The organism is Micromonospora sp. NPDC047548, from assembly GCF_040642975.1.
GTDB lineage: Bacteria > Actinomycetota > Actinomycetes > Mycobacteriales > Micromonosporaceae > Micromonospora.
Genome location: NZ_JBEYTI010000010.1, coordinates 141,930 through 165,028, shown reverse-complemented (window position 1 = coordinate 165,028; position 23,099 = coordinate 141,930). Strand labels below are relative to the sequence as shown.

Here is a 23,099-nt window from a genome sequence, read left to right as displayed (position 1 = left end):
GACAGGCCCCACCCATCGAATGGTCTACATCTGTCGCATAGACGGCTGATCACGGGAGCTGGCACGGGTACCTTCCGACCTGCGGGATCAACCCGCCGGCCAGTCGTGTCACCGCATCCCGGCACCATGCCAGCGGCCGTGCTCCACCAGGCCGACCTGACCCCACGTCAACCGGCCGTCATCGACGGGTTCGAGCTACTGGACTACGAGCAACTGATGGAACGGGCCGGCGCGTTGGCGGCGCACCTCCGGCCGGTGCTGGCGCATGGGAGGCGGACGCAATGACCGACGTCCTGAGGTCCCGGCAAGCGACGCCCGTCGCGCCGCTTCGGGTCGGTTCCGAAGGCGCTGCCCCTACCGTCGGCCCGGTCGCGGCCTCTCACGCGCAACGCCAGATGTGGTATGTGAGCCGCCTCGACCCCGAGACGGCCACCTACCTGGTGCCTCTGGCGTACCGGATCCACGGGCCGCTGGACGTGGCGGCGTTGTCGGCGGCGCTCGACGGGCTGGTGGCCAGGCACGCTGCCCTGCGCACCACTTTCGCGCCGGCGGCGGACGACACGGCTGGGCCGTCAGGTGCGGACGCCGCCCCGGACGGTGCGGCGCAGCGCCTGGTCCAGGTGGTCCACGACGCGTGTCCGGGGCTGTTGCGGATGCACGACCTCAGCGGGCTGCCCAGGTGGCAACGCGACCAGGAGATGCAGGCCCGGATCCACGCCGAGGCGCGCACCCCGATCGACCTGGAACGCGGACCGGTGCTGCGCGCCACCCTGCTGCGCTGCGCGCTGGAGGAGCATGTGCTCCTGCTGACGATGCACCACGTCGGCGTCGACGAGTGGTCGCTCGGCATCCTCCACGACGAGTGGGAGCGGCTCTACACCGCACACCGCGCGGGGCGGCCGGCGGACCTCGACCCGGTCGGGGCCGACTGCCGCGACCACGCGGCGTGGCAGCACGACTGGCTCGGCGGTGCGGAGGCAGCCGACCAGTGCGCATACTGGCGCGCTCAGCTCGCGGACGCGCCCGCCGTCCTGGAGCTGCCCACCCGCGGGCCTCGGCCCACCGTACCGTCCGACGCGGGATCCACCCTGTCGTTCCCGCTGGAGGTGTCCACGCAGGCGCTGATGGCGCTGTGCCAGCGGATGGGCGTCTCCCCGTACATGGTGATGCTCGCCGCTGTGCAGGTGCTGCTGGCGCGCTGGACGGGGCAGCGCGACATCGTGGTGGGCACGCCCGTGGCCAACCGGCAGCGGGCCGAGACACAGGAACTCGTCGGGCTGCTGCTGAACACCGTCGCCATCCGTGCCCGGCTGGACGACAACCCGTCCTTCGAGACGCTGCTCGGGCGGGTGCGCACGGCCGTCCTCGAGGCCCTGAGCAACGGGGAGCTTCCCTTCGGGACGCTGCTCGAATCGCTGCGCCCGGCCCGCCAGCCCGGTTTCACCCCGCTGTTCCAGGTGATGTTCGTGTACGGCCGCGAGGCAACGCCCCTGCGCCTCGACGGCCTCGATGTCATCCCGCTCGAGGTGTCCGGCAACACCGCCAAGTTCGACCTCACCGTCTCGGTGCGGGAGAACGCCGACGGCATGCGGACCGTGCTGGAGTACCGCACCGACCTGTTCGACGACGACGCGATGGTCCGCCTCGCCGGACACTTCCAGATGCTGCTGCGGTCGCTGGTGGCCGGCCCGGGCGCGCCGGTCGGCTCAGCCGCGATGCTCTCTCCCGGCGAGTACCGGCAGCTCGTCCTGGAGTGGAACCGCACCGCCACCCCCGCCGAGCCGGACGACCTGGTCCACGTGCTGATCGAGCGGCAGGCACGCCGGACCCCCGCCGGCGTGGCGGTGACCGACGGCGACACCGCGCTGAGCTATCACGAGTTGCACACGCGGGCCGAGGCGCTGGCGGAGACGCTGCGCCAGCGGGGCGTCGGCGTGGGCGGGCTGGTGGGTGTGCTCCTGCCGCGCTCGGTCCCGTTCGCCGTGGCGGTCCTCGCCGTGCTGAAGACCGGCGCGGCCTACGTACCCATGGATCCGTCCAACCCGCCCGCCCGACTGCGGTACATGTTCGACGACACGGCCGCCCCGGTCGTCCTCACCTGCGCCGAGCTGGCGCACCTGGTGCCCGACGGCGCAGCGCTGCTGGTGCCGGGCCTGGACACGCCGGTCACGGAGGCCGAACCCGGTCGTGGTGCCGGCAGTTCGGGCGGCGGGCCGAAGCGACGGCCGCGGCGACGGCCGATGCCGTCGGCGGAGGACCTCGCGTACGTCATCTACACCTCCGGGTCCACGGGCCGTCCCAAGGGCGTCATGGTCACCCATCGCGGCGTGTGCAACTACGTGCGCTGGGCGGCCCAGGCCTACCGGCTGCAGCCCGGGGACGCCGTCCCGCTGCACTCGTCGATCGGGTTCGACCTGACCGTCACGAGCCTGCTGGTCCCGTTGTCCAGTGGGGCCACCGTCCTGATGATCGGCGAACACCTCGGCCCTGAGGCGCTGGGCGAGGCGCTGCGCCACCGGCGGACGGCGTTCGGGCTGGTCAAGATCACCCCGTCCCAGCTCGACCTCGTCAACCACCAGCTCAGCCCCGCCGAGATGGCCGACCGCACCCGGTGCTTCGTCATCGGCGGCGAGAACCTGCGCGCCGACCAGGTGGCACCCTGGCGGGCCCACTCCCCCGCCACCGCGCTGGTCAACGAGTACGGGCCGACGGAGACCGTGGTCGGCTGCGCCGCGTACGAGGTCGACCCGGCCACGCCGGCCGACGGCTCCGTCCCCGTCGGCCGGCCGATCGCCAACACCGAGCTGTACGTGCTCGACGCGTGGCTGAACCCGGTCCCGGCGGGCGTGGTCGGCGAGCTGTACGTCGGCGGGGCCGGCGTGGCGCGCGGGTATCTGCACCAGCCGAGCTTGACGGCCGAGCGGTTCGTCCCGCACCCGTTCTCGTCCGTCCCCGGCGCGCGGCTGTACCGCACCGGCGACCTCGTGCGCAGGCGACCCGACGGAAACCTCGAATACCTGGGCCGCACCGACAACCAGGTCAAGCTGCGCGGCTTCCGCGTGGAGTGCGGCGAGATCGAGGCGGCCATCCGACGGTGTCTGCCGGACAGCGACGTGACGGTGCAGCTACGCCGGGACGACCCCGACGACCCGCAGCTCGTCGCCTACGTGGCGGGCGGGGCGGAGATCGACGGTCGCGCCGCGACCCTCCGGACGGCCCTCGCCGCCGAGCTGCCGTCCTACCTGGTTCCCGCTGCGTTCGTCCTCCTCGACGCGCTGCCGCTGACCGGCAACGGGAAGGTGGACGCCGCGGCGCTGCCCGCTCCCGGTCGCGCACCGGACGTGCCACGGCGGCGATCCGCGTCCGAGCAGGATCAGCCCACGGCTCCCGGACAGCCGGTGGCCACGCCCGCCGACCCCAGCCCGGCGCAGTGGGACTCGGCGCAGTGGGACTCGGCGCAGTGGGACTCCGCACGGATTCACCTCGAGCGGCTGGTCGTGGACGTGTGGCGCGACGTGCTCGGCGTCGCCCGGGTCGGGGTGCGGGACAACTTCTTCGACCTCGGCGGCCACTCGATGCGCCTGCTGACCGTCCTCGAGCGGCTGTGCGCGCAGCTCGGCGACGTCGTCACGGCCACCGACCTGTTCCGGAACCCCACGGTCGAATCCCTGGCGGCGTTCCTGACCACCACCACCGGGGCGGCGACCGCTCCGGCCGCCCCGCGCCCCGGCGCCGCGTCGGCCCGCGTCGCACGGCCGTCCGTCGGCGCGAGCGACGACACCGGCCAGCCCGTCGGCGCGAGCGACGACACCGGCCAGCCCGGCGGCATGATCGCCGTCGTCGGCATGGCCTGCCGCTTCCCTGGTGCGCGGTCGCTCGACGAGTACTGGCACAACATCCGCACCGGGGTGGAGTCGGTACGGGAGTTCAGCGTCGAGGAGATGCTGGCCGACGGGGCGGACCCGACCCGTCTCGACGACCCGGCGTACGTCCGGGCCGGCACCTACCTGCCCGGGATCGACCAGTTCGACGCGGCCTTCTTTGGTTTCACGCCCCGTGAGGCGCAGACCCTCGACCCGCAGCACCGGCTCCTGCTCGAGTGTGCCTGGCACGCGCTGGAGCACGCCGGCTACGACCCGTCCGGCCGAACCGGGCGGATCGGCCTGTTCGCCGGGTCGGGTCGTAGCACCTACCTCCTCGACTACCTGAGCAGCCACCCGGAGCTGATGGACGCCATCGGCGAGCACCAGTTGTCGATCAGTAACGACAAGGACTTCCTGCTCAGCCGGGTCGCCTACAAGCTCGATCTCACCGGCCCCGCCGTCACCGTCGCCACGGCCTGTTCGACCTCGCTGGTCGCCGTGCACCTCGGCCGGCAGAGCCTGCTGACCGGCGAGTCCGACCTGGTCCTGGCCGGCGGCGTCAGCGTCTTCCCCGCGCAGCGACGCGGCTACCTCTACCACGACGGTGGGGTGTACTCCCCCGACGGGCACTGCCGCCCGTTCAGCGCGAACGCGCGCGGCAGCATCGCCTCCAGCGGTGTCGGAATCGTCGCGCTCAAGCGGCTGGAGGACGCCGTCGCGGACAACGACGCGATCTACGCCGTGATCCGCGGTTCCGCCGTCAACAACGACGGGGCCCGCCGCACGGGGTACACCGCGCCGGGCGTCGACGGCCAGGTCGAGGTGGTCAGCGGCGCGCTGGCCGCGGCCGGCGTGGACCCCCGTTCGGTGAGCTACGTGGAGGCCCACGGGACGGGCACGAGCCTCGGCGACCCCATCGAGGTGACCGCGCTGACGGAGGCGTTCCGGCGCGGCACCGACGACCGCGGCTTCTGCGCCCTCGGGTCCGTCAAGGCCAACATCGGACACACCGACGCCGCGGCCGGTGTCGCCGGCCTGATCAAGACGATCATGGCGCTGTGGAGCCGGACGCTGCCTCCGACCATCAACATCAGCCGGCCCAACCCGGCGATCGACTTCGAGGGCAGCCCGTTCTACCTCAACGACACCGCCCGCCCGTGGCCCGCCGACGGCCCTCGCCGGGCGGGGGTCAGCTCGTTCGGCATGGGCGGCACGAACGCCCACGTCGTGCTGGAGGAGCCGCCGGCCACGACGGCCGCGCCGCTGGCCACGACGGCTGCGGGGCCGCAGCTGCTGGTCGTATCGGCCCGAACGGTCGAGTCGCTGGAGCGTCAGACGCGCCAGCTCCGCGACCACCTCGACGCGCATCCCGAGATGGACCTCGGGGACGTCGCGGCCAACCTGGGCCGGCGCCAGTCGATGACCCACCGGCGTTTCGTCGTCGCTGCGGACCGTGCCGACGCGCTGGTCGCGCTCGACTCGCCGCAGCGGCAGTTCACCGGCACCGGCCCCGGCGGCCGGCGGGCGCTGGTGTTCGCCTTTCCCGGGCACGGCGCCCAGCACGTGGCGATGGGCGCCGGCCTGTATCGCGCGGAGCCGACCTACCGGGCCGTGGTGGACGAATGCGCCGGGCTGCTCCACGACGACCTGGGGCTCGACCTGCGCGCTCTGCTGTGCCCGGCGCCCGACGGATACGAGCGGGCCAAGCGTCTGCTCGCGCGGCCCCGGCTGGTCCAGCCCGCGCTGTTCGTCACCGAGTACGCGCTCGCCCGGTCGCTGCTCGCCCGGGGCGTGACCCCGGACCTGATGGTGGGACACAGCCTCGGCGAGTACGTCGCCGCGTGCCTCGCCGGCGTCTTCTCCCTGGCCGACGCGTTGCGCCTGGTGTGCGCCCGCGGTGAGCTGGTCGAACGGACCCCGGCCGGGGCGATGCTCGCGGTGAGCCTGCCCGAGACGGCGGTGGCCGGGCTGCTGGACGAGGGTCTGTCACTGGCGGCCGTCAACGCTTCCGAGCTGTGCGTGCTGTCCGGCGCTCCGGAGGCGATCGAGGAGCTTCGGCAGCGGCTGACCGGCGACGGGGTCGACTGCCGGCCGCTGCGGGTCACCCGCGGCTACCACTCGCCCCTGCTCGATCCGGTGCTCGACGAGTTCGCCGGCCACGCCCGCCGGGTCACCTACCGGGAACCGGAGCGCCCCTACCTGACCAACCTGACCGGCGGCCCCGTCACGCCCGGACAGGTCACGGATCCGGGGTACTGGGTGCGGCACATGCGCGAGCCGGTGCGGTTCGCCGAGTCGGCCACGCTGCTCGCCGAGCAGGACGTGGTCCTCGCGGAGCTGGGCCCCGGGCACGCCCTCGGCGGCCTGGTGCGGCTGGCCGGCCTGCGGCCCGGCCAGGTGGTGGCCGCGATGCGACATCCGCGCAACGACGGCGACGACCTCACCACGATGCTCGACGCGGTGGGCCGGATGTGGCTGTCCGGCGTACCGGTCGACTGGAAACGGTTCCACGGTGGCCCGCGCCGCCGCCTGGCGCTGCCCGGCTACCCGTTCGGGCGGCACCGGTACTGGGTGGACGCGGCGCCGCGGACGAGCGCGGCGGACCCCACACCCGCCCCGCCGGCGGCTCTCCCGGCCTCCCCGGACGCGCCTGAGCCCGTCCACGCCGGCAACCGGCCGGCCGTCAGCACGGCATACGTCGCCCCGAGCACGCCCGGGCAGGAGTGCGTGGCGGAGATCTGGACCGAGCTGCTCGGCATCCGGCCGATCGGGGCGCTCGACAACTTCTTCGAGCTCGGCGGGCACTCGCTGCTCGCCACCCAGTTCGTCGTGCGGCTCCGTGCCCGGCTCGGCGTAGCGCTGCCGCTCGAGGCGGTCTTCGCGCAGCCGACCGTCGCCGGGATCGCGGCGACGCTTCCGGCGACCGGCACCGCACCCGCCGCCGCCGCCGAGCAGTCCACCGCCGAGCCGGCCGAGCCGGCCATCCCCCGCGCCGACCTCGACGCCGGCCCGGTGCCGCTGTCCTCCGGGCAGCACCGGCTGTGGTTCCTCGACCAGGCGTACGACCAGAACGCCTACACCGTCAGCACGGCACTGCTGCTGGACGGCGCCCTCGACGTCGACGCGCTGCGCGGGGCGCTGGCCGAGCTGCTCCGGCGGCACGAGTCGCTGCGTACCGTCTTCCCGCTCGGCCCCGACGGCGACCCCGTCCAGAAGGTACTGCCGCCGGGCGCGGTCGACCTGCCGATCAGGTCCGGGCCGGCAGGCGCGGACCGCACGGACGCCCCGGCGCCGGGTCTGCGCAGCATCGTGGAGTCGACGGTCGCCGACGCGATGCCGCAGTGGGCCCACGCAGCCCTGGCCGCCGACGTCCGGCGCCCGTTCGACCTGGCCCGCGGGCCGCTGTTCCGGGCCGTGCTGCTCCGCATCGCCGACGACCGGCACGTGCTGTCGCTGACCATGCACCACAACGTCTCCGACGGCTGGTCCCTCGGCATCATCGCGGGCGAGCTGGGCGCGCTCTACGACGCCGTCCTCGGCAGCCGCCCCTCGCCGCTGCCCGAACTGGCCGTCCAGTACCGCGACTACGCGTGCTGGCAGCGCAGCCGGATGGCGGACCCCCACAGCGACGACATGCGGTACTGGCGCCGGCAGCTCGACGGTGTGGCGAGCGTCCTGGAGGTGCCCACCGACCGGCCACGGCCGCCCGTGCAGACATTCGACGGCGCGGCCAGCACCCGCGTCCTGTCCCCGCAGGCCGCCGACGAACTGCGCCGCTTCAGCCAGGCCCGGAGCGCCACCCTGGCCATGACGGTGCTGGCCGCACTGAAGGCCCTGCTCTGGCGCTACACCGGCCAGCGCGACATCTGCGTCGGCGCGCCGGTCGCCGGACGGGTCCGCGCCGAGCTCGAACCGATGGTCGGCTTCTTCGTCAACATGCTGCCGTTGCGTACCGTGATCGACGGCAACTGGACCTTCGAGGAGTTGCTCAACCAGGTACGGCGCACCGCGCTGGGGGCGTACGACCACCAGGAGGTGCCGTTCGAGCGGCTGGTGGACCTCGTCGACGCACCACGCGACCTCAGCCGAAACCCCCTGTTCCAGGTGATGTTCAACCTGCTGAACGTTCCCGAACAGCGGGACCTGCGGACGGCCGGGCTGCGGATGGTCCCGTTCGCCGTCGAGCCGGGCATCGCCCAGCAGGACCTGGCCTTGTATGCGTACGAGGTGGACGATGGGCTGCGGTTCCGGTTGGAGTACAACACCGACCTGTTCGACGCGGCGACCGCCGAGCGGATGATCGGACACCTGGAGACGCTGCTCGCCGCCGCCGTCGCTGACCCCGGCGTCCGGCTGGCGGACGTGGCCGTCCTCACTCCCGCCGAGCTGGCCAGCGTCGGCGAATGGAACGACACCACCACCTCGCTCGGCTGGGCCAAACACGTCCGGGACGGGGAGACGCCGGCGGTGGACGGCACGTCGGCCCAGCGCGTGCCGACCCTCGTCGAGCTGATCGAACGCCGGGTCGCGACCAACCCCGACTGCCCCGCCGTGACGTTCGGGGCGACCACGCTCACCTACGCCGAGCTCAACGCCCGGGCCAACCGGCTCGCCCACCGGCTCCGCCGGGCCGGCGTCGGCCCGGACGTCACGGTCGCCGTCTGCCTGAACCGCTCGCAGGAACTGCCGGTCACGCTGGTCGGCGTGCTCAAGGCGGGCGGCGCCTACGTCCCGGTGGACCCCGACTACCCGATCGAGCGACAACGGTACGTGCTGGAGCACAGCGGCGCTGCGGTCCTGGTCACCGAGGCGGATCTCGCCGACCGCTTCTCCGGGTACGCCGGCGAGGTGGTGCACAGCGGCGAGGCGTTCCTGGCCACCGAGCCGGACACCGACCCCGAGCCGCTGGCCGGGCCGGACCACCTCGCGTACGTGATCTACACGTCCGGGTCGACGGGACGCCCCAAGGGCGTACGGGTGACGCACGGCGCCGTCGTCAACCTCCTGGCCGCCATGCGCGAACGGCCGGGTCTGACCAGCGACGGCACGATGCTCGCGATGGCCAGCTTCGCGTTCGACATGTCCGTACCGGAGCTCTTCCTGCCCCTCGTGGTCGGCGCCCGGATGCTGCTGGTGGGTCGCGACGTCGCCTACGACGCGACGCGGCTGGCCGACCTGCTCGTCGCGGAAGGGGTCACCCTGGCCCAGGGCACCCCGGCGACCTGGCGGCTGCTGATCGAGTCCGGCTGGACCGGGGTGCCCGGGTTGACGGCCGTGTGCGGCGGCGAGGCGGTGTCCGCGCCGTTGGCCCGGCAGTTGGCCGAGCGGGTCGGCGTGTTGTGGAACCTCTACGGCCCGACCGAGGCCGCCGTCTGGTCCACCATGGAACGCCTTGAGCCCAACTTCACGCACCTCACCATCGGCCGACCGATCGGTAACATGCGCGTCTACGTGCTCGACCCGCAGCTGTCCCCCACCCCCGTGGGCGTACTGGGTGAGCTGTACCTCGGCGGTGCGGGACTGGCGCGCGACTACCTCGGCGACCCGGCCCTCACCGCGCAGCGGTTCGTGCCGGACCCGTTCGGCGGTGGCCGGCTGTACCGCACCGGCGACCTCGGCCGCTACCTGGCTGACGGCCGCATCGAGTTCGTCGGCCGCGGCGACTCGCAGGTGAAGGTGCGCGGATTCCGCATCGAACTCGGCGAGATCGAGGCGGTGCTGCGCCGCCACCCGTCGGTTCGCGACACCGCCGTCGTGGTCCGCGAGGACGAGGCCGAGAAGACGATCGTGGCCTACCTGACGCTGACCGGCGAAGCGGAACCCGGCGGGGACGCGGATGCGGATCAGGGGGCGACGCCGGACGTCACGGCCGACGTCGACGCTGCGCCGTGGCGGGCCTTCGCCCGCACCTACCTCCCGGACTACATGGTGCCGTCCGCCTTCGTCGTGCTCGACGGCATGCCGCTCAACGCCAACCGCAAGGTCGACCGCGCGGCCCTGCCCGCACCCCGCCGCGGCGGCACCAGCATCGGTGCCACCCCTCCGGACACCCCGCTGCGCAAGGCCCTGGCCGAGCGGTGGGCGGCGGTGCTCGGCTACGACAGCGTCGGCATCGACGACGACTTCTTCGACCTCGGCGGCGACTCCTTCAAGGCCATCAAGGCACTGGCCGGGAACGACCCGGCGATCAGCGTCCTCGACCTGTTCCGCTACCCGACGATCCGGTCGTTGACCGAGCACCTGGACGCGACCGGGGGCTCCGTCGGACGGCTGCTGCACGAGCTGACCCCCTCGCGTCCGGCGACGCCGACGCAGCTGACGCTGCTGTGCGTACCGTTCGGCGGCGGCAGCGCGATCACCTTCCAGCCGCTGGCGGACGCCCTCCCATCGGGCGTATCGCTGTACGCCCTGGAGCGGCCCGGTCACGACCTGAACCGCCCGGACGAACCGCTGCTGGGCATGGACGAGCTGGTGGACCGTTGCGTAGCCGAGGTCGTCGAGGGGATCAGCGGCCCGGTGGCCGTGTACGGGCATTGCGTGGGCGGCGCCATCGCGGTGGAGCTGGGACGCCGGCTCGAGGCGGCCGGCGTCGAGCTGACCGGCGTGGTCATCGGCGCCCACTTCCCCGCCCCGAGGCTGCCCGGCCGGCTGTTCGCCTGGCTGCGGCGGTGCTTCCCGCTGGAGCGCTGGACGTCGAAGCGGCGGGCCCTGGAAGGACTGCGCGCGCTGGGCTTCTTCACCGAGGTCTTCGACGAGCACGAGAAGGACTTCGTGATGCGCGTGGTCCTGGCCGACTCCACGATCGGCGAGGACTACTACACCGACGTCTACGCGAACGGCCTGCCCCGGAAGCTGTCGGCTCCCATCGCCTGCGTCGTCGGCAGCGGTGACCGCGCCACGGAGCTGTTCCAGGAGCGGCACCTGGAGTGGAAGTTCTTCTCCGACCGGGTGTCGCTGAAGGTCATCGAAGGCGCCGGCCACTACTTCGCCAAGCACCAGCCCGACGAGCTGGCGAGCATCATCCAGGCGACCTGCGGCCCGACGACCGCGACGGCGGTGTCCGTAGCGCGGCAGCAGCCGACTGACACCGCACATCCGAAGACTGACGCCGCCGCGCCCACGCCACCGCGTGAGCAGCCGGAGAACGGCTCGGCCGTCCCGGCCCCACCGACCGTCCACCGGCCCGCCGTGGGCCGCGCAATGCCCAGCCTGACCGTGTTCTACCTGATCGCGATCGGTCAACTCGTCTCGCTCATCGGCAGCGGACTGACCGGCTTCGGCATGAGCCTGTGGGTCTATCAGCAGACCCGGTCGGTCTCGCTGTTCGCCACCGCCACCGTCCTGGCGCTGCTGCCTGCCGTGGTCCTCTCCCCCATCGCGGGCGCGCTGGCGGACCGGTGGGACCGACGGCTGATCATGATCCTCGCAGACTCCCTGGCCGCCACCGGCACCGTGAGCCTCGCGCTCCTGCTGTGGTTCGACCAGCTCCAACTCTGGCACGTGTTCACCGCCATCACCGTCACCGCGGTGGCGACCGCCTTCCAGCAACCCGCCTACCTGGCGGCCGTCACGCAACTGGTACCGAAGCGGTACTACGGGCGCGCCAACGGCATCGTCTCCCTCGGCACGGCGACGAGCACCGTCCTGGCGCCGCTGGTCGGCGGTGCTCTGGTGATCGCGGTCGGGCTGCGCGGGATCGTCGTCATCGACCTGCTCACCTTCGCCTTCGCGGTCACCGTCACCCTGTCGGTCCGCTTCCCGGACACCCTGTTCGTCAAGCGCGAGGAGCCGTTCCGACGGGAGATCCTGGGCGGCTGGCGGTTCATCACCCGCCGGCACGGCCTGGTCGCGTTGGTCGTGCTGACCGCGTCGCTGAACTACTTCTTCGCTCTGGTGGAGGTCCTGGTCACCCCGCTGACCCTGTCGTTCGGCGATCCGGCGGTACTCGGGAGGGTGCTCGCCGCCAGCGGGGTCGGCATGCTCGTCGGCGCGGTCCTCATGAGCGTGTGGGGCGGCACGGCGCGACGTACCACCGGCATCCTGGCGAGCGTCGTGCTCCTCGGTGCGTCGCTGCTCACCGTCGGCCTGCACCCGAGCCCACTGTTCCCGGCCCTCGGTCTGTTCGGCATGGGCCTGGCCACGGCCCTGGTGAACACGCACTGGCTGGCCATCGTGCAGGCCAAGGTGGGGCTAGAACTGCAGGGACGGGTGCTGTCCATGGGCCAGATGCTGTCCTGGTTGATGGTGCCGGCCGGTTTCCTCACCGCCGGCCCGCTGGCCGAGCACGTCTTCGCCCCGATGGTGTCGTCCGATGGTGTGCTGGCCGCCGTCGTCGGCACCGGACCGGGCCGCGGCATGGCCCTCGCGGCGATCGTGGCCGGACTCTGCGCCCTCGCCCTCGCCGGCGTCGGAATCGCCTACGAACCGATCCGCAACGTCGAGGACGAACTGCCCGACAACGACCCCGGCAGGATCATCGTGGCCGACAAGGACCGGCTGCAGGAGGCGGCCGACCGCCGGCTCGCGCTGCACAGGAGCGGAGATCCACATCCGCCCGCCGCGAACGAGAGGGCCGGGTCGGTCCCGCCGAGCGTGCGCGGTGGAAGCCGGTGAGCGCCCCCACCCGATCCGCCGGCCCCACGCGCCGGGCCACCGGACGGCGCGCGACCGGTGGCACGGTTGTCGTGGACTGCCTGCACCGGATGGTGGCCGCGCAGGCCGCCCGGACCCCGGAGGCGGAGGCGGTACGGCACGCCGACGGCGCGCTGTCCTATCGCGAGCTCGACGAGGCGGCGAACCGGATGGCCCGGGTTCTGCTCCAGCGCGGGGTGACCCGGGAGGAACGCGTCGGCGTCTGCCTGCCGCGCACGCCCGAGCTGGTGGTCGCCCTGCTCGCCGTGCTCAAGGCCGGCGCCTGCTACGTCCCGCTGGACCCGGCGTACCCGGCGGCCCGGGTGGCCTTCATGACCGCCGACTCCGGCGTGCGGCTGGTGCTGACCCGCGCCGACCTCGCCGACCGGTTCCCCGGCACGGCCGTCCCGGTCGACCGGCTCGACCCGGCCGCCGGGGGCCTCACCGACCCGGCGGTGCCGGCCACGCCGGTGGACCTGGCGTACGTCATCTACACCTCCGGCTCCACGGGGCGACCCAAGGGCGTGGCCATTGAACACCGCTCGGCATCGGTGCTCGTGCACTGGGCCCGGCAGACCTTCGACGACGCCGAACTGGGCGGCATGCTCGCCGCCACCTCCGTCTGCTTCGACCTGTCGATCTTCGAGATCTTCGGCCCGCTCTGCTGGGGCGGTCGGGTGCTGCTCGTCGACGACGTGCTGGCTCTCGCCGCCCCCGGGGCGGACCGGCTGCCCGTCACCCTGGTCAACACGGTTCCCTCCGCGATGGGGGAACTGCTCACCGCGGGCGCCGTGCCGGAGAGCGTGCGCACGGTCTGCCTGGCCGGCGAGCCGCTCACCGCCGCGCTGGCCGCCCGGGTGTGGTCCCGTCCGCAGGTACGCCGGCTCTGCAACCTCTACGGCCCGTCCGAGGACACCACCTACTCCACGTGGGCGGAGGTGCCACCGGACAGCGGGGACCCGCCGATCGGCCGCCCGCTGCCGCAGACCCGGGCCTACGTCCTCGATCCCGACGGGCAGCCGGTCTCGCCGGGCGATCCGGGCGAGCTCCACCTCGCCGGGGCGGGCCTGGCCCGGGGCTATCTCGACCGGCCGGCGGAGACCCGGGCCCGGTTCCTGCCCGACCCGTTCCGGCCCGGCGAGCGGATGTACCGCACCGGTGACCGGGTCCGGCTGCGGCCGGACGGGCAACTGGCGTACCTGGGTCGGCTCGACGACCAGGTGAAGCTGCGGGGCTACCGGATCGAGCTGGGTGAGGTCTCCGCCCGCCTCGCCGCCCTGCCCGGGGTCCGCGAAGCGACCGCCGCCGTACGGGAAGGACCAAGCGGTGACCCGCTGCTGGTCGGCTACCTGGTCGGCGAGCGCCGCGACGACGTACGGGCCCGGCTGGCCGGGGTGCTGCCCGCGCCGCTGGTCCCCGCGACCGTGGTCTGGCTGGACCGGCTGCCCGCCCTGCCCAACGGCAAGGTGGACCGGTCGGCCCTGCCCGCCCCCACCCTTGGCGACGACGCCGGGCCCGACGTCGGGCCGCTCGACGGGACGGCCGGCACGGTGGCGGCGGTGTGGCGCGAGGTGCTCGGCGTACCGGTCACCGGCGCCGACAGCGACTTCCTCGCCCTCGGCGGCGATTCCCTGCTCGCGGTCCGCTCCGCCACCCGGCTGGCCGCCGCGACCGGCCGGCCGGTCCGACCGGGCGACCTGTTCGCCCATCCGACCGTCGCCGCGTTGGCCGCCCACCTCGACGGGCTGCCCGCCGGCCCGGCGCCGGTCGGGGAGCCGGCCGGCCCGGCGCCGGTCGGGGAGCCGGCCGGCCCGGCGCCGGTCGGCCCCGCCCCGCTCTGCGCCGCGCAGACCCGGCTCTGGTTCCTGCACCGGCTCGACCCGGCCGACACCTCCTACCTGCTAGCCTTCGCGGTGCGGTTCGCCGCGCCGGTGGACCGCGCCCGGCTGGCCCGGGCCCTACGCCGGGTGGTCGACCGGCATCCGGCCCTGCGCACCGTGTTCCCCTCCGGGCCGGACGGGCCGGTGCAGCGCGTCCGGCCCGCCGCCGATCCGGCGCTGGTCGTCGCGCCACCCGACCCGGGCACGCCACTCGACGAGCGGCTCGCCCGGCTCGCCGCCGAGGCCACCCGGACACCGATGGACCTGGCCACCGGCCCGCTGCTGCGCGCCCACCTGGTGCCGGACGCCACGGGCCGGGCGGTGGCGCTGCTGCTGGTCGTCCACCACATCGTCTGCGACGACTGGTCGTTCGGCGTGATCGTGCGGGACCTGGCCCGAGCGTACGACACCGAGGGGGACGGCACGGCGGACCCGGAATGCCCGGCGGTCGGCCCGGCGGCGCTCGCCCTGACCCAGCGGGACTGGCTGGCCGGGCCGGCGGGCCGGCAGGCGGTGGTCGACGTGCTGGACGAGCTGCGCGGGGCTCCCGACCTGCTCGACCTGCCCTCCGCCCCGCCCCGGCCGGGTCAGCGCCCGCCGCCCGCCGCGCGTCCGGGCCCGGACGCCCCGTCCGGTGGTGCGCTGCGGACCCAAGTGGACGCGGGCACCGGCGCGGCGGTGCGGGCCCTGGCCCGGGCCGAGCGGGTCAGCCTGCACATGGTCGGGCTGGCCGCCTTCGCCACCCTGCTCGGCACCGCCACCGGCCGGCACGACCTGCTGATCGGCGTCGCCTTCGCCGGCCGGACCAGCGTCGCCGCCGAGCAGAGCGTCGGCTGCTACGTCAACACGCTGCCGCTGCGGCTGCGGCCCGCCCCCGACCGCCACTTCGCCGACCTGCTCGACGAGGCCCGCCGGGTCACCCTCTTCGCCGCGGCCCACCAGGACGTCCCCTTCGACCTGCTGGTGGAGCGGCTCCGGCCCACCCGCCGGCCGCACCGGAACCCGTTGGTGCAGGTCGCCTTCGGCGTGCAGAACGCCCCGCCGGCCCGGCACCGCGACGCGGCCGGTGTCGAGTTCACCGGCGTGGAGCTGACCCCGGACACCGCCCGGCTCGACCTGACCCTCTGGCTCGACGAACGGCGGGACGGGCTGGAGGCGCTCTGGACGTACCGCACCGACCTGTTCGACCACGACGGGGTGGTCGCGTGGCACCGTCGGTTCACCGCGCTGCTGCGTACCGCCGCCGCCGACCCCCGGCGCAGTCTGGCCGACTGCGTCGACACCCCTGGAGTGAGAGATGACTGAGCAGCCCCGGGTCGCGCGGACCATCCCCCGTCGCGGCCGCGAACGGAACCTGGTGGACGTCCGCCCCGACTGGCCCGGCGGCCCGCCGCCGGCGCTGGTGCAGGCCAACGTCCCCGACGTCGACCTGGCCGGCTGGCTGGCCGGCCACCGCGACGAGGTCGACGAGCTGGCCCGCCGCGCCGGGGCCGTACTGTTCCGCGGCTTCGCCGTGGCCGGCGCCGCCGACTTCCGCACCGTGATGGCCACCCTCTCCGACGACGTGCTCTCCTACGGCGAACGCTCCTCACCGCGCAGCAAGGTCACCGAGGGGGTGTACACCTCCACCGAGCACCCCGCCGACCAGCCGATCGTGGCGCACAACGAGCAGTCGTACACGGTGAACTGGCCGCTGCGCATCGTGTTCCACTGCGAGGTGGCGCCGGCCGCCGGCGGGCGCACCCCGCTGGCCGACAGCCGCCGGGTGCTCGCCCGGCTCCACCCGGAGACCGTCGCCGAGTTCGAGCGGCGTGGAGTGCTCTACCGGCGCAACTACCTGCCCGGCATCAGCCTCTCCTGGCAGACCGCGTTCCAGACCGAACGGCGCGAGGACGTCGAGGCGTACTGCGCTCGGGCGCTGATCGACGTGGAATGGGTCAGCGACCGGCAGCTGCGGACCCGGCAGGTCCGTCCGGCGGTGCGCCGGCACCCGGTCACCGGGGAGCGGACCTGGTTCAACCACGCGCTGTTCTTCCACGTCACCTCCCTGCCCGACGACGTCAGCGCCGGCCTGCGGGCCGCCCTCGACGAGGAGGACCTGCCCTACCAGACCGCGTACGGGGATGGCACGCCCATCCCCGACGAGGTGCTGGCCGAGTTGCGGGCGGCGTACGCCGCGGAGACCCGCTCCTTCGACTGGCAGCGCGGCGACGTGCTGTTGGTGGAGAACATGCTCGCCGCGCACGCCCGGGAGCCGTTCACCCCGCCCCGACGGATCCTCACCGCGATGTCCGACCCGGTCGCCGCGCCCGAGCTGTCCGAGGCGCTCCGCACCGGCGGGGCGGTCGCGGGAGACCGGCCGTGAGCGGGCCGGCGCCGCGCCGGCGCGGTACCGGCACGGTCACCTCGCCGGTGTCCCGGCGGGTGCTCGTGGACGAGGAGTTCGTGCTGCTCGTCGAGGCAGGCGTCCCCGACCTCGACCTGGCCGGCTGGCTCGCCGGCCGCCGCGAGGAGCTGCGGCGGGACCTGGACCGCCACGGCGCGGTGTTCTTCCGCGGCTTCGAGGTGGGCAGCGCCGACGACTTCAGCCAGGCCGCCCGGGCGGTCAGCCCGGACCTGCTCGGCTACCTGGAGCGGGCCGCCCCGCGCCGCGAGGTCGCCGACCGGGTGTTCACCTCCACCGAGTTCAACGCCGAGCAGTGGATCCCGCTGCACCACGAGATGTCGTACTCGCACAACTGGCCCACCTACCTCTACTTCTGGTGCGCGCAGCCGGCCACCGGCAGCGGCGGGGCCACCCCGCTGGCCAGCGAGCGGGTCATCACCCCGCTGATCCCCGCCGACGTGCGGGAGCGGTTCCTGCGCTCCGGCGTCCGCTACGTGCGCAACTACGGCCCGCACCTGGACCTGCCGTGGCAGGAGGCATTCCAGACCATCGACCGGGCGGAGGTGGAGGCGTACTGCGCCGCCTCGGCGACCGAGTTCACCTGGCTGGGCGGGGACGGGCTGCGTACCCGGGCCCGGCGGCAGGCGGTGGCCACGCACCCGCATACCGGGGAGACGGTCTGGTTCAACCACGCCCACCTGTTCCACGTGTCCAACATGCCGGCGGAGGTGTCCGGCGCGCTGCTACGCGAGTACGGCCCGGAGGGGCTGCCGCGCAACGCGTACTACGGCGACGGCGAGCCGATCCCCGACGAGGTGGTCACCGGGATCTGCGAGCTGTACCGGCAGCATGCCGTCTCGGTGCCCTGGCAGCGCGGCGACGTGCTGGTCGTGGACAACTTCCTGGCCACCCACGGGCGGGAACCCTTCAGCGGCGACCGGCAGATCCTCGTCGCCATGTCCGACCTCTACGTCAACCGGAGTTCGCTGTGAACGGATACCGCCTGTCGCCGATCCAGCGCCTGGCCTGGTCAGGAAAGCAGGACCTGATCCGGGCCCGGGTCCGGCTCGCCCGGCCGCTGGACCGGGCGCGGTTGCAGGCTGCCGTCGACACGGTGGTGGCCCGGCACGAGGCGCTGCGGCTGGCTCTGGTGCACCACCCCGGCCTGCGGGTGCCGTTGCAGGACGTGGACGACAGCCGCGCCGTGGTGGTCGGCGCGCAGGGCGACCTGTCGGTCACCCTCACCGACGACGCCCTCGAGCTGACCGCCACCCCGTTGATCGCCGACCCGGCCAGCCTGCGCCTGGTCCTCGCCGACCTGGCCCGGGCCTACGCCGGCGAGGCGCTGCCGGACGACCCGGAGGCGCTGCAGTTCCTCGACGTCGCCGAGTGGCAGCTCGAGGAGCGGGAGCGGGCCCCGGCCGCCACCCCCACCGCCCCGGCCGCGCGGCTGGTCACCCCACACGGGGACGACCCGAGCGCGGTGGTCACCGTGACCGTGTCCGCCGCCGCCCTGGCCGACGCCGCCCGGCCCACGGGCGTCGAGCCCGCCACCGTGCTCCTCGCCGCCTGGGCCCTCGCGGTTGCCCGCCGGACCGAGGCGCCGGACGGGGCCGACGAGGCGGACCTGGTGCTGGCCCGGTGGAACGACGGCCGCCATGCCGCCGGCACCGCCGAGGTGGTGGGTCCGCTGGGCGGCAACGGCCCGCTCCGGCTGGCCCTGCCGTTGCCGGCCGCCCCCGCCGAGCTGCTGGCCTACGTCCGCGCCGCCGAGGTCGCCGCCGACGACACATTCCACCTGGTCGACCCGGTGGACGAGCAGTCCGGGGCGGTCGCCGGGTTCGCGGTGCCGCCCGCCGTGGACCCGGCCACCGTGGCCGGCCTCGGCGGCTCCGCGGTGGAGGTCGCCGCACCGCCGCCGCCCGCCGGTCCACAGCTCACCGCGCTGACCGATGGCGACCGCGTCACCCTGCGGGTGGTCGGCGGGCAGTGGCTGCTCGACGCGCTGCTGGCGATCTTGCGGACCCTGCCCGCCGCGCTCACCGAGGGCGTCCCGGTGGCCGTGCTCGGCGACGGGGAGGCCCACTGGCTGGCCGACGCGGCCGGGACCACGTCCGAGACGCCGGGGCGTACCCTCGTCGACCTGCTCGACGCGGGCCTCGCCGGCGCCGACCAGGACGCCGCAGCAGTGGTCGCCGCGGACGGCGCGTACACCGTCGGTGAGCTGCGCGAACGGGCCGCGCGGGTGGCCGGAGCGCTGGCCGCGCGGGGCCTGTCCGGCGCCCCGGTCGGGGTGCTGGCCGCCCGGTCCCGGGACACCGTCGTGGCGTTCCTCGGCGTGCTGCGGGCCGCGGCGGTGTTCGTCCCGCTGGACCCGGACGCCCCGGCGCAGCGCCACGCCGCCCAGGTCCGCGCGGTCGGCGCGGAGCTCGTCGTCGGCGTCGGCGGCCCGGCGACCGTGACGGTCGACGAGCTGGTCGCGGCCGGTGGCCAGCCGCCCGTCGCGGTGCCGGCCCCGACCGACCCGGCGTACGTGATCTTCACCTCCGGCTCCACCGGCAGGCCCCGCCCCGTGCAGGTGTCGCACGGCGCCGCCGCGCACCTGGCGGATGCCCTGGAGCGGACCGTGTACACGGGCAGCCGCCCGGGGCTGCGGGTGGCGGTGAACGCCCCGCTCACCTTCGACGCCTCGGTGAAGCAGCTGGTGCAGCTCGGCCACGGCCGCAGCCTCTACCTGGTGCCCGAGGAGGTCCGCCGGGACGGGGTGGCGCTGGCCACCGCGCTGGCCGAGCACGGCGTCGACGTGCTCGACGTGACCCCCTCCCAGCTGCGCATCCTGCTCGCCGGGGCGGGAGACACCCGGCTGCCCGGCCTGCTGCTGCTCGGTGGGGAGGCCATCCCGCCGGACCTGTGGGAGACGGTGGCAGCGCTGCCCGGCGTCCGCGCGGTCAACCTGTACGGCCCGACCGAATGCACGGTGGACACCAGCGCGGCGCAGGTGCGCGCCGGGGACGCCCCGACCATCGGCCGGCCGCTGCCCGGCGTCGCGGTGTGGGTGCTCGACGAACGGCTGCGGCCGGTGCCGCCAGGCGTGGCCGGGGAACTCTGCGTCAGCGGGCCGCAGCTCGCCGACGGGTATCTGGGCGACCCGGAGACCACCGCGCGGCGGTTCGTGCCGGTGGCGCTGCCGTCCGGCCGCACCGAACGGGTGTACCGTACCGGCGACCGGGTCCGCTTCGACGCCGACCGGCGGCTGCGCTACCTGGGCCGCCTGGACGACCAGGTGAAGATCCATGGCTTCCGGGTGGAGCCGGGCGAGGTCGCCGCGGTCCTGCGCGAGCACCCGGAGGTCGCCGACGCCGCCGTGGTGGCCCGCGACGACGACGGGCACGGCGCCCGGCTCGTCGCCTACGTCCGGCCGGGCAGCCCGGCCGTCGCCGTCGATGTCGAGCGGATCGCCGGAATCAACCCGCACGAGACCCGCTACCTGTACGACGAAATCTTCGTTCAGCAGGTCTACCTGCGCGACGGCATCGTGCTGCGGCCCGGGGCGACCGTGCTCGACGTGGGCGCGAACATCGGCATGTTCTCGCTCTTCGTCCACACCGTCTGCCCGGACGCGACGATCCACGCGTTCGAGCCGGTGCCGTCGGTGGCCGACGTGCTGCGGCGCAACGTCGCCGAGTTCGGCGTACCGGCCACGGTGCACGGGTTCGGGCTGTCCCGGACGGCCGGGGAGGTGTCCTTCACCTACTACCCGGGCTACTCGATGATGTCCGGCCACGCCGCGTACGCCGACCCGGACGCCGAGGTGGCGGTGATCAAGCGGTACCTCGCCAACGAGCGGGACGCCGGCGCGGACGAGCGGGACGTCCTGCTCGACCGGGTCGACGAACTGCTCGCGGAACGCTTCGCCGGCCGGGAGTTCACCGTGCCGGTCCGGCCGCTTTCGGCCGTCCTCGACGAGCTCCCCCCGGAGCGGATCGACCTGCTGAAGATCGACGTGCAGCGCGCCGAGGCGGACGTGATCGCCGGGCTGGAGGAACGGCACTGGCCGCTGGTCGCGCAGGTCGCCATGGAGGTGCACGACGCGGCCGGCACCGACACCGAGGGCCGGTTGGACGAGCTGATCGCGTTCTTCACCGACCGCGGCTTCGACGTCGTCACCCGACAGGACGACCTGCTCGTCGGCACCGACCGGCACACCCTGCACGCCGTGCGTCCTGAGTACGCCGCCGATCCGCGCCCGGCGGTGGCCGTCCCGGCCGGGCCGGCCGCCGGCCCGCTGGAGGAGCGCCTGACCGGCTGGCTGGCCGACCTGCTCCCGGCTTACCTGGTCCCGGCCACGGTGGTGCTCCTCGACGAGCTGCCCCTGACCCGCAACGGCAAGCTCGACCGGGCGGCGCTGCCCGCGCCCAGCCTCGACCGGCCGCGCGACGGCGCGGCGGTGGCACCCGCCAACCGGGCCGAGCAGATCCTGGTCGAGGCGTGGCGCGAGATCCTCGGGGTGTCGACCGTCGGCGTGACCGACAGCTTCTTCGCCCTCGGCGGCGACTCCATCCGGAGCATCCAGATGCAGGTCGCGGCGAACAGGCGGGGGCTCTCCTTCCGGCTCAGCGACATCTTCACGTACCAGTCGATCCGGGAGCTCGTCACGCACGGGCAGACCACCCTCACCGAGGCCGAAGCCGAAGCCGAGGCCGGGGCCGCCCCGGCCGCCGCGGCGGAGCAGGCCAGGCGCTTCACGCTGGTCGCCGCCGCCGACCGGGAGCTGCTGCCCGCCGGGCTCGCCGACGCGTACCCGATGACCGCCCTCCAGCAGGGCATGGTCTACCACTGCGAGCTGACCGGCGACCCGGCGATGTACCACAACGTCACCGCACACCGGATCGCCGCGCCGCTGGACGGCGCGGCGCTGCGTCGCGCGCTGGCCGGCCTGGTGGCCGCCCACCCGGTGCTGCGGACCGGGTTCGCGCTGGGCGCGTACGCCGAGCCGTTGCAGCTCGTGCACGCGGACGTGCCGGTCGAGGTGCCGGTGACCGACCTGGCCCACGCCGACCCGCAGACCCGCCGAGCGCGAGTCGACGAACTGGTGGCGGAGGAGCGGGTACGCCGCTTGGACTGGGCCCGCCCGCCGCTGCTGCGGCTGCACGCCGTCCGGGAGGACGCCGACGCGTTCACCCTGATCGTCGCCGAGTACCACGGCATCCTCGACGGCTGGAGCCTGCACCTGTTCCTCACCGACCTGCTCGCCGCGTACGACCGGGGGCGGGCCGGCACGGCCCGCCCGGCCCGCCCCGGCCTGCCGTTCCGGGAGTACGTGGCGGCCGAGCGGCGCGCCCTGGCCGACCCCGTCACCCGCCGGTTCTGGCTGGACGGCCCCGGCGCGGTGCCGCCGCTGCTGCTCGGCGGGCCGGACCCGCGGACCACCACCACCCAGCGGGTGCCACTCGAGGCGGGCACCACCGACGCGGTCACCGAGGCGGCCCGGACCGCCGGGGTGCCGGTCAAGTCCTGGCTACTCGCCATCCACCTGCGGCTGATCGGCGAACTCTCCGGCCGGGACGATGTCGTCAGCGGCCTGGTGGTCGGCGGCCGGCCGGAAGGGGACGGCAGCGACGCCACCCTCGGGCTGTTCCTCAACACCCTGCCGGTGAGCGTGGAGCTGGGCACCCGGTCCCTGGCCGAGCTGGCCGCCGAGGTGTGGCGGGTCGAGCGGGAGCTGATGGGGCACCACCGCTTCCCACTTGCCGAGATCGTCCGCGCCGGTGGGGCCGGCCCCCGATTCGACCACTTCTTCAACTGGACCCATTTCCCGAACGGGCCGGGCGTCGGCGGCAGCCGCATCGTGGACAGTCGGGGCGTCACCGTGGACGTGGCGTTCAGCCTCGCCGTCGATGCCGAACTGGACGCCGACACCGGCCGCCTCGCCCTCACCGTCCAGTACGACCACCGGCACGTCGCCGCGGAGTGGGTGGACACCTTCGCCGACGGCTTCCGCCGGCTGCTGGCGGCGGACCCGACCGCGCCGCTGCCGGCCGTGGCCACCGGCGGGCCGGCGGCCGAAGACGACGCGCGGGCCCGGTGGGTGGCCCGGGTGGCGGCGGCCTGGCAGGAGGTACTCGGGGCCGCGCCGCACGACCCGGCGACCGATTTCCTGGCCGCCGGCGGGGACTCGCTGCGCGCCCTGCGACTGGTCACCGTGCTGCGGCAGCGCCACGGCAGCGACCTCACGCTGCCCGAGTTCGTGGCGCTGGGCAGCTACGGCGCGCTGGTGGACCGGGTGGCCCGCGATGCGTGACAACCCGTGGCTGGCGGTCCGGCCCCGGTCGCCCGGCC

At 74.4% G+C, this 23,099-nt stretch carries 6 protein-coding genes; all 6 read left to right on the top strand.

All coding sequences use genetic code 11. From position 1 onward, the window contains the following. The first annotated feature begins 126 nt into the window (after positions 1–126). Genes ABZ807_RS13815 through ABZ807_RS13790 form a run of 6 tightly spaced genes read left to right on the top strand, consistent with a single transcriptional unit; the run spans position 127 to position 23,061 of the window. Positions 127–285 (top strand): hypothetical protein, encoded by a 159-nt coding sequence (locus ABZ807_RS13815; RefSeq protein WP_357156463.1) that lies wholly within the window; start codon positions 127–129, stop codon positions 283–285. Beyond that, positions 282–12,476, top strand: a complete 12,195-nt coding sequence (locus ABZ807_RS13810; protein ID WP_357156461.1) for an amino acid adenylation domain-containing protein — start codon at positions 282–284, stop codon at positions 12,474–12,476. Before ABZ807_RS13815 ends, ABZ807_RS13810 begins: the two co-directional genes overlap by 4 nt. Continuing rightward, the gene (locus tag ABZ807_RS13805; RefSeq protein WP_357156459.1) at positions 12,473–15,679 is read left to right on the top strand and encodes an amino acid adenylation domain-containing protein; all 3,207 of its coding nucleotides are present in this window, start codon (positions 12,473–12,475) and stop codon (positions 15,677–15,679) included. Before ABZ807_RS13810 ends, ABZ807_RS13805 begins: the two co-directional genes overlap by 4 nt. Next, complete coding sequence (locus ABZ807_RS13800) at positions 15,672–16,739, top strand: TauD/TfdA family dioxygenase (protein WP_357156457.1); 1,068 nt, start codon at positions 15,672–15,674, stop codon at positions 16,737–16,739. The genes ABZ807_RS13805 and ABZ807_RS13800 overlap by 8 nt, the downstream gene beginning before the upstream one ends. Next, on the top strand, positions 16,736–17,752 hold the full coding sequence (locus tag ABZ807_RS13795; protein ID WP_357156455.1) for a TauD/TfdA family dioxygenase: 1,017 nt from the start codon (positions 16,736–16,738) through the stop codon (positions 17,750–17,752). Before ABZ807_RS13800 ends, ABZ807_RS13795 begins: the two co-directional genes overlap by 4 nt. After that, positions 17,749–23,061 carry an amino acid adenylation domain-containing protein gene (locus ABZ807_RS13790; protein WP_357156453.1) on the top strand — a complete coding sequence of 1,771 codons (5,313 nt, stop codon included), beginning with the start codon at positions 17,749–17,751 and terminating at the stop codon, positions 23,059–23,061. The genes ABZ807_RS13795 and ABZ807_RS13790 overlap by 4 nt, the downstream gene beginning before the upstream one ends. The last annotated feature ends 38 nt before the right edge of the window (positions 23,062–23,099 follow it).

What these genes read in the sequence shown, in the direction of transcription:
- ABZ807_RS13815 (WP_357156463.1), top strand. Translation starts at nt 127, where the DNA reads ATGCCAGCGGCCGTGCTCCACCAGGCCGACCTGACCCCACGTCAACCG.
- ABZ807_RS13810 (WP_357156461.1), top strand. Translation starts at nt 282, where the DNA reads ATGACCGACGTCCTGAGGTCCCGGCAAGCGACGCCCGTCGCGCCGCTT.
- ABZ807_RS13800 (WP_357156457.1), top strand. Translation starts at nt 15,672, where the DNA reads ATGACTGAGCAGCCCCGGGTCGCGCGGACCATCCCCCGTCGCGGCCGC.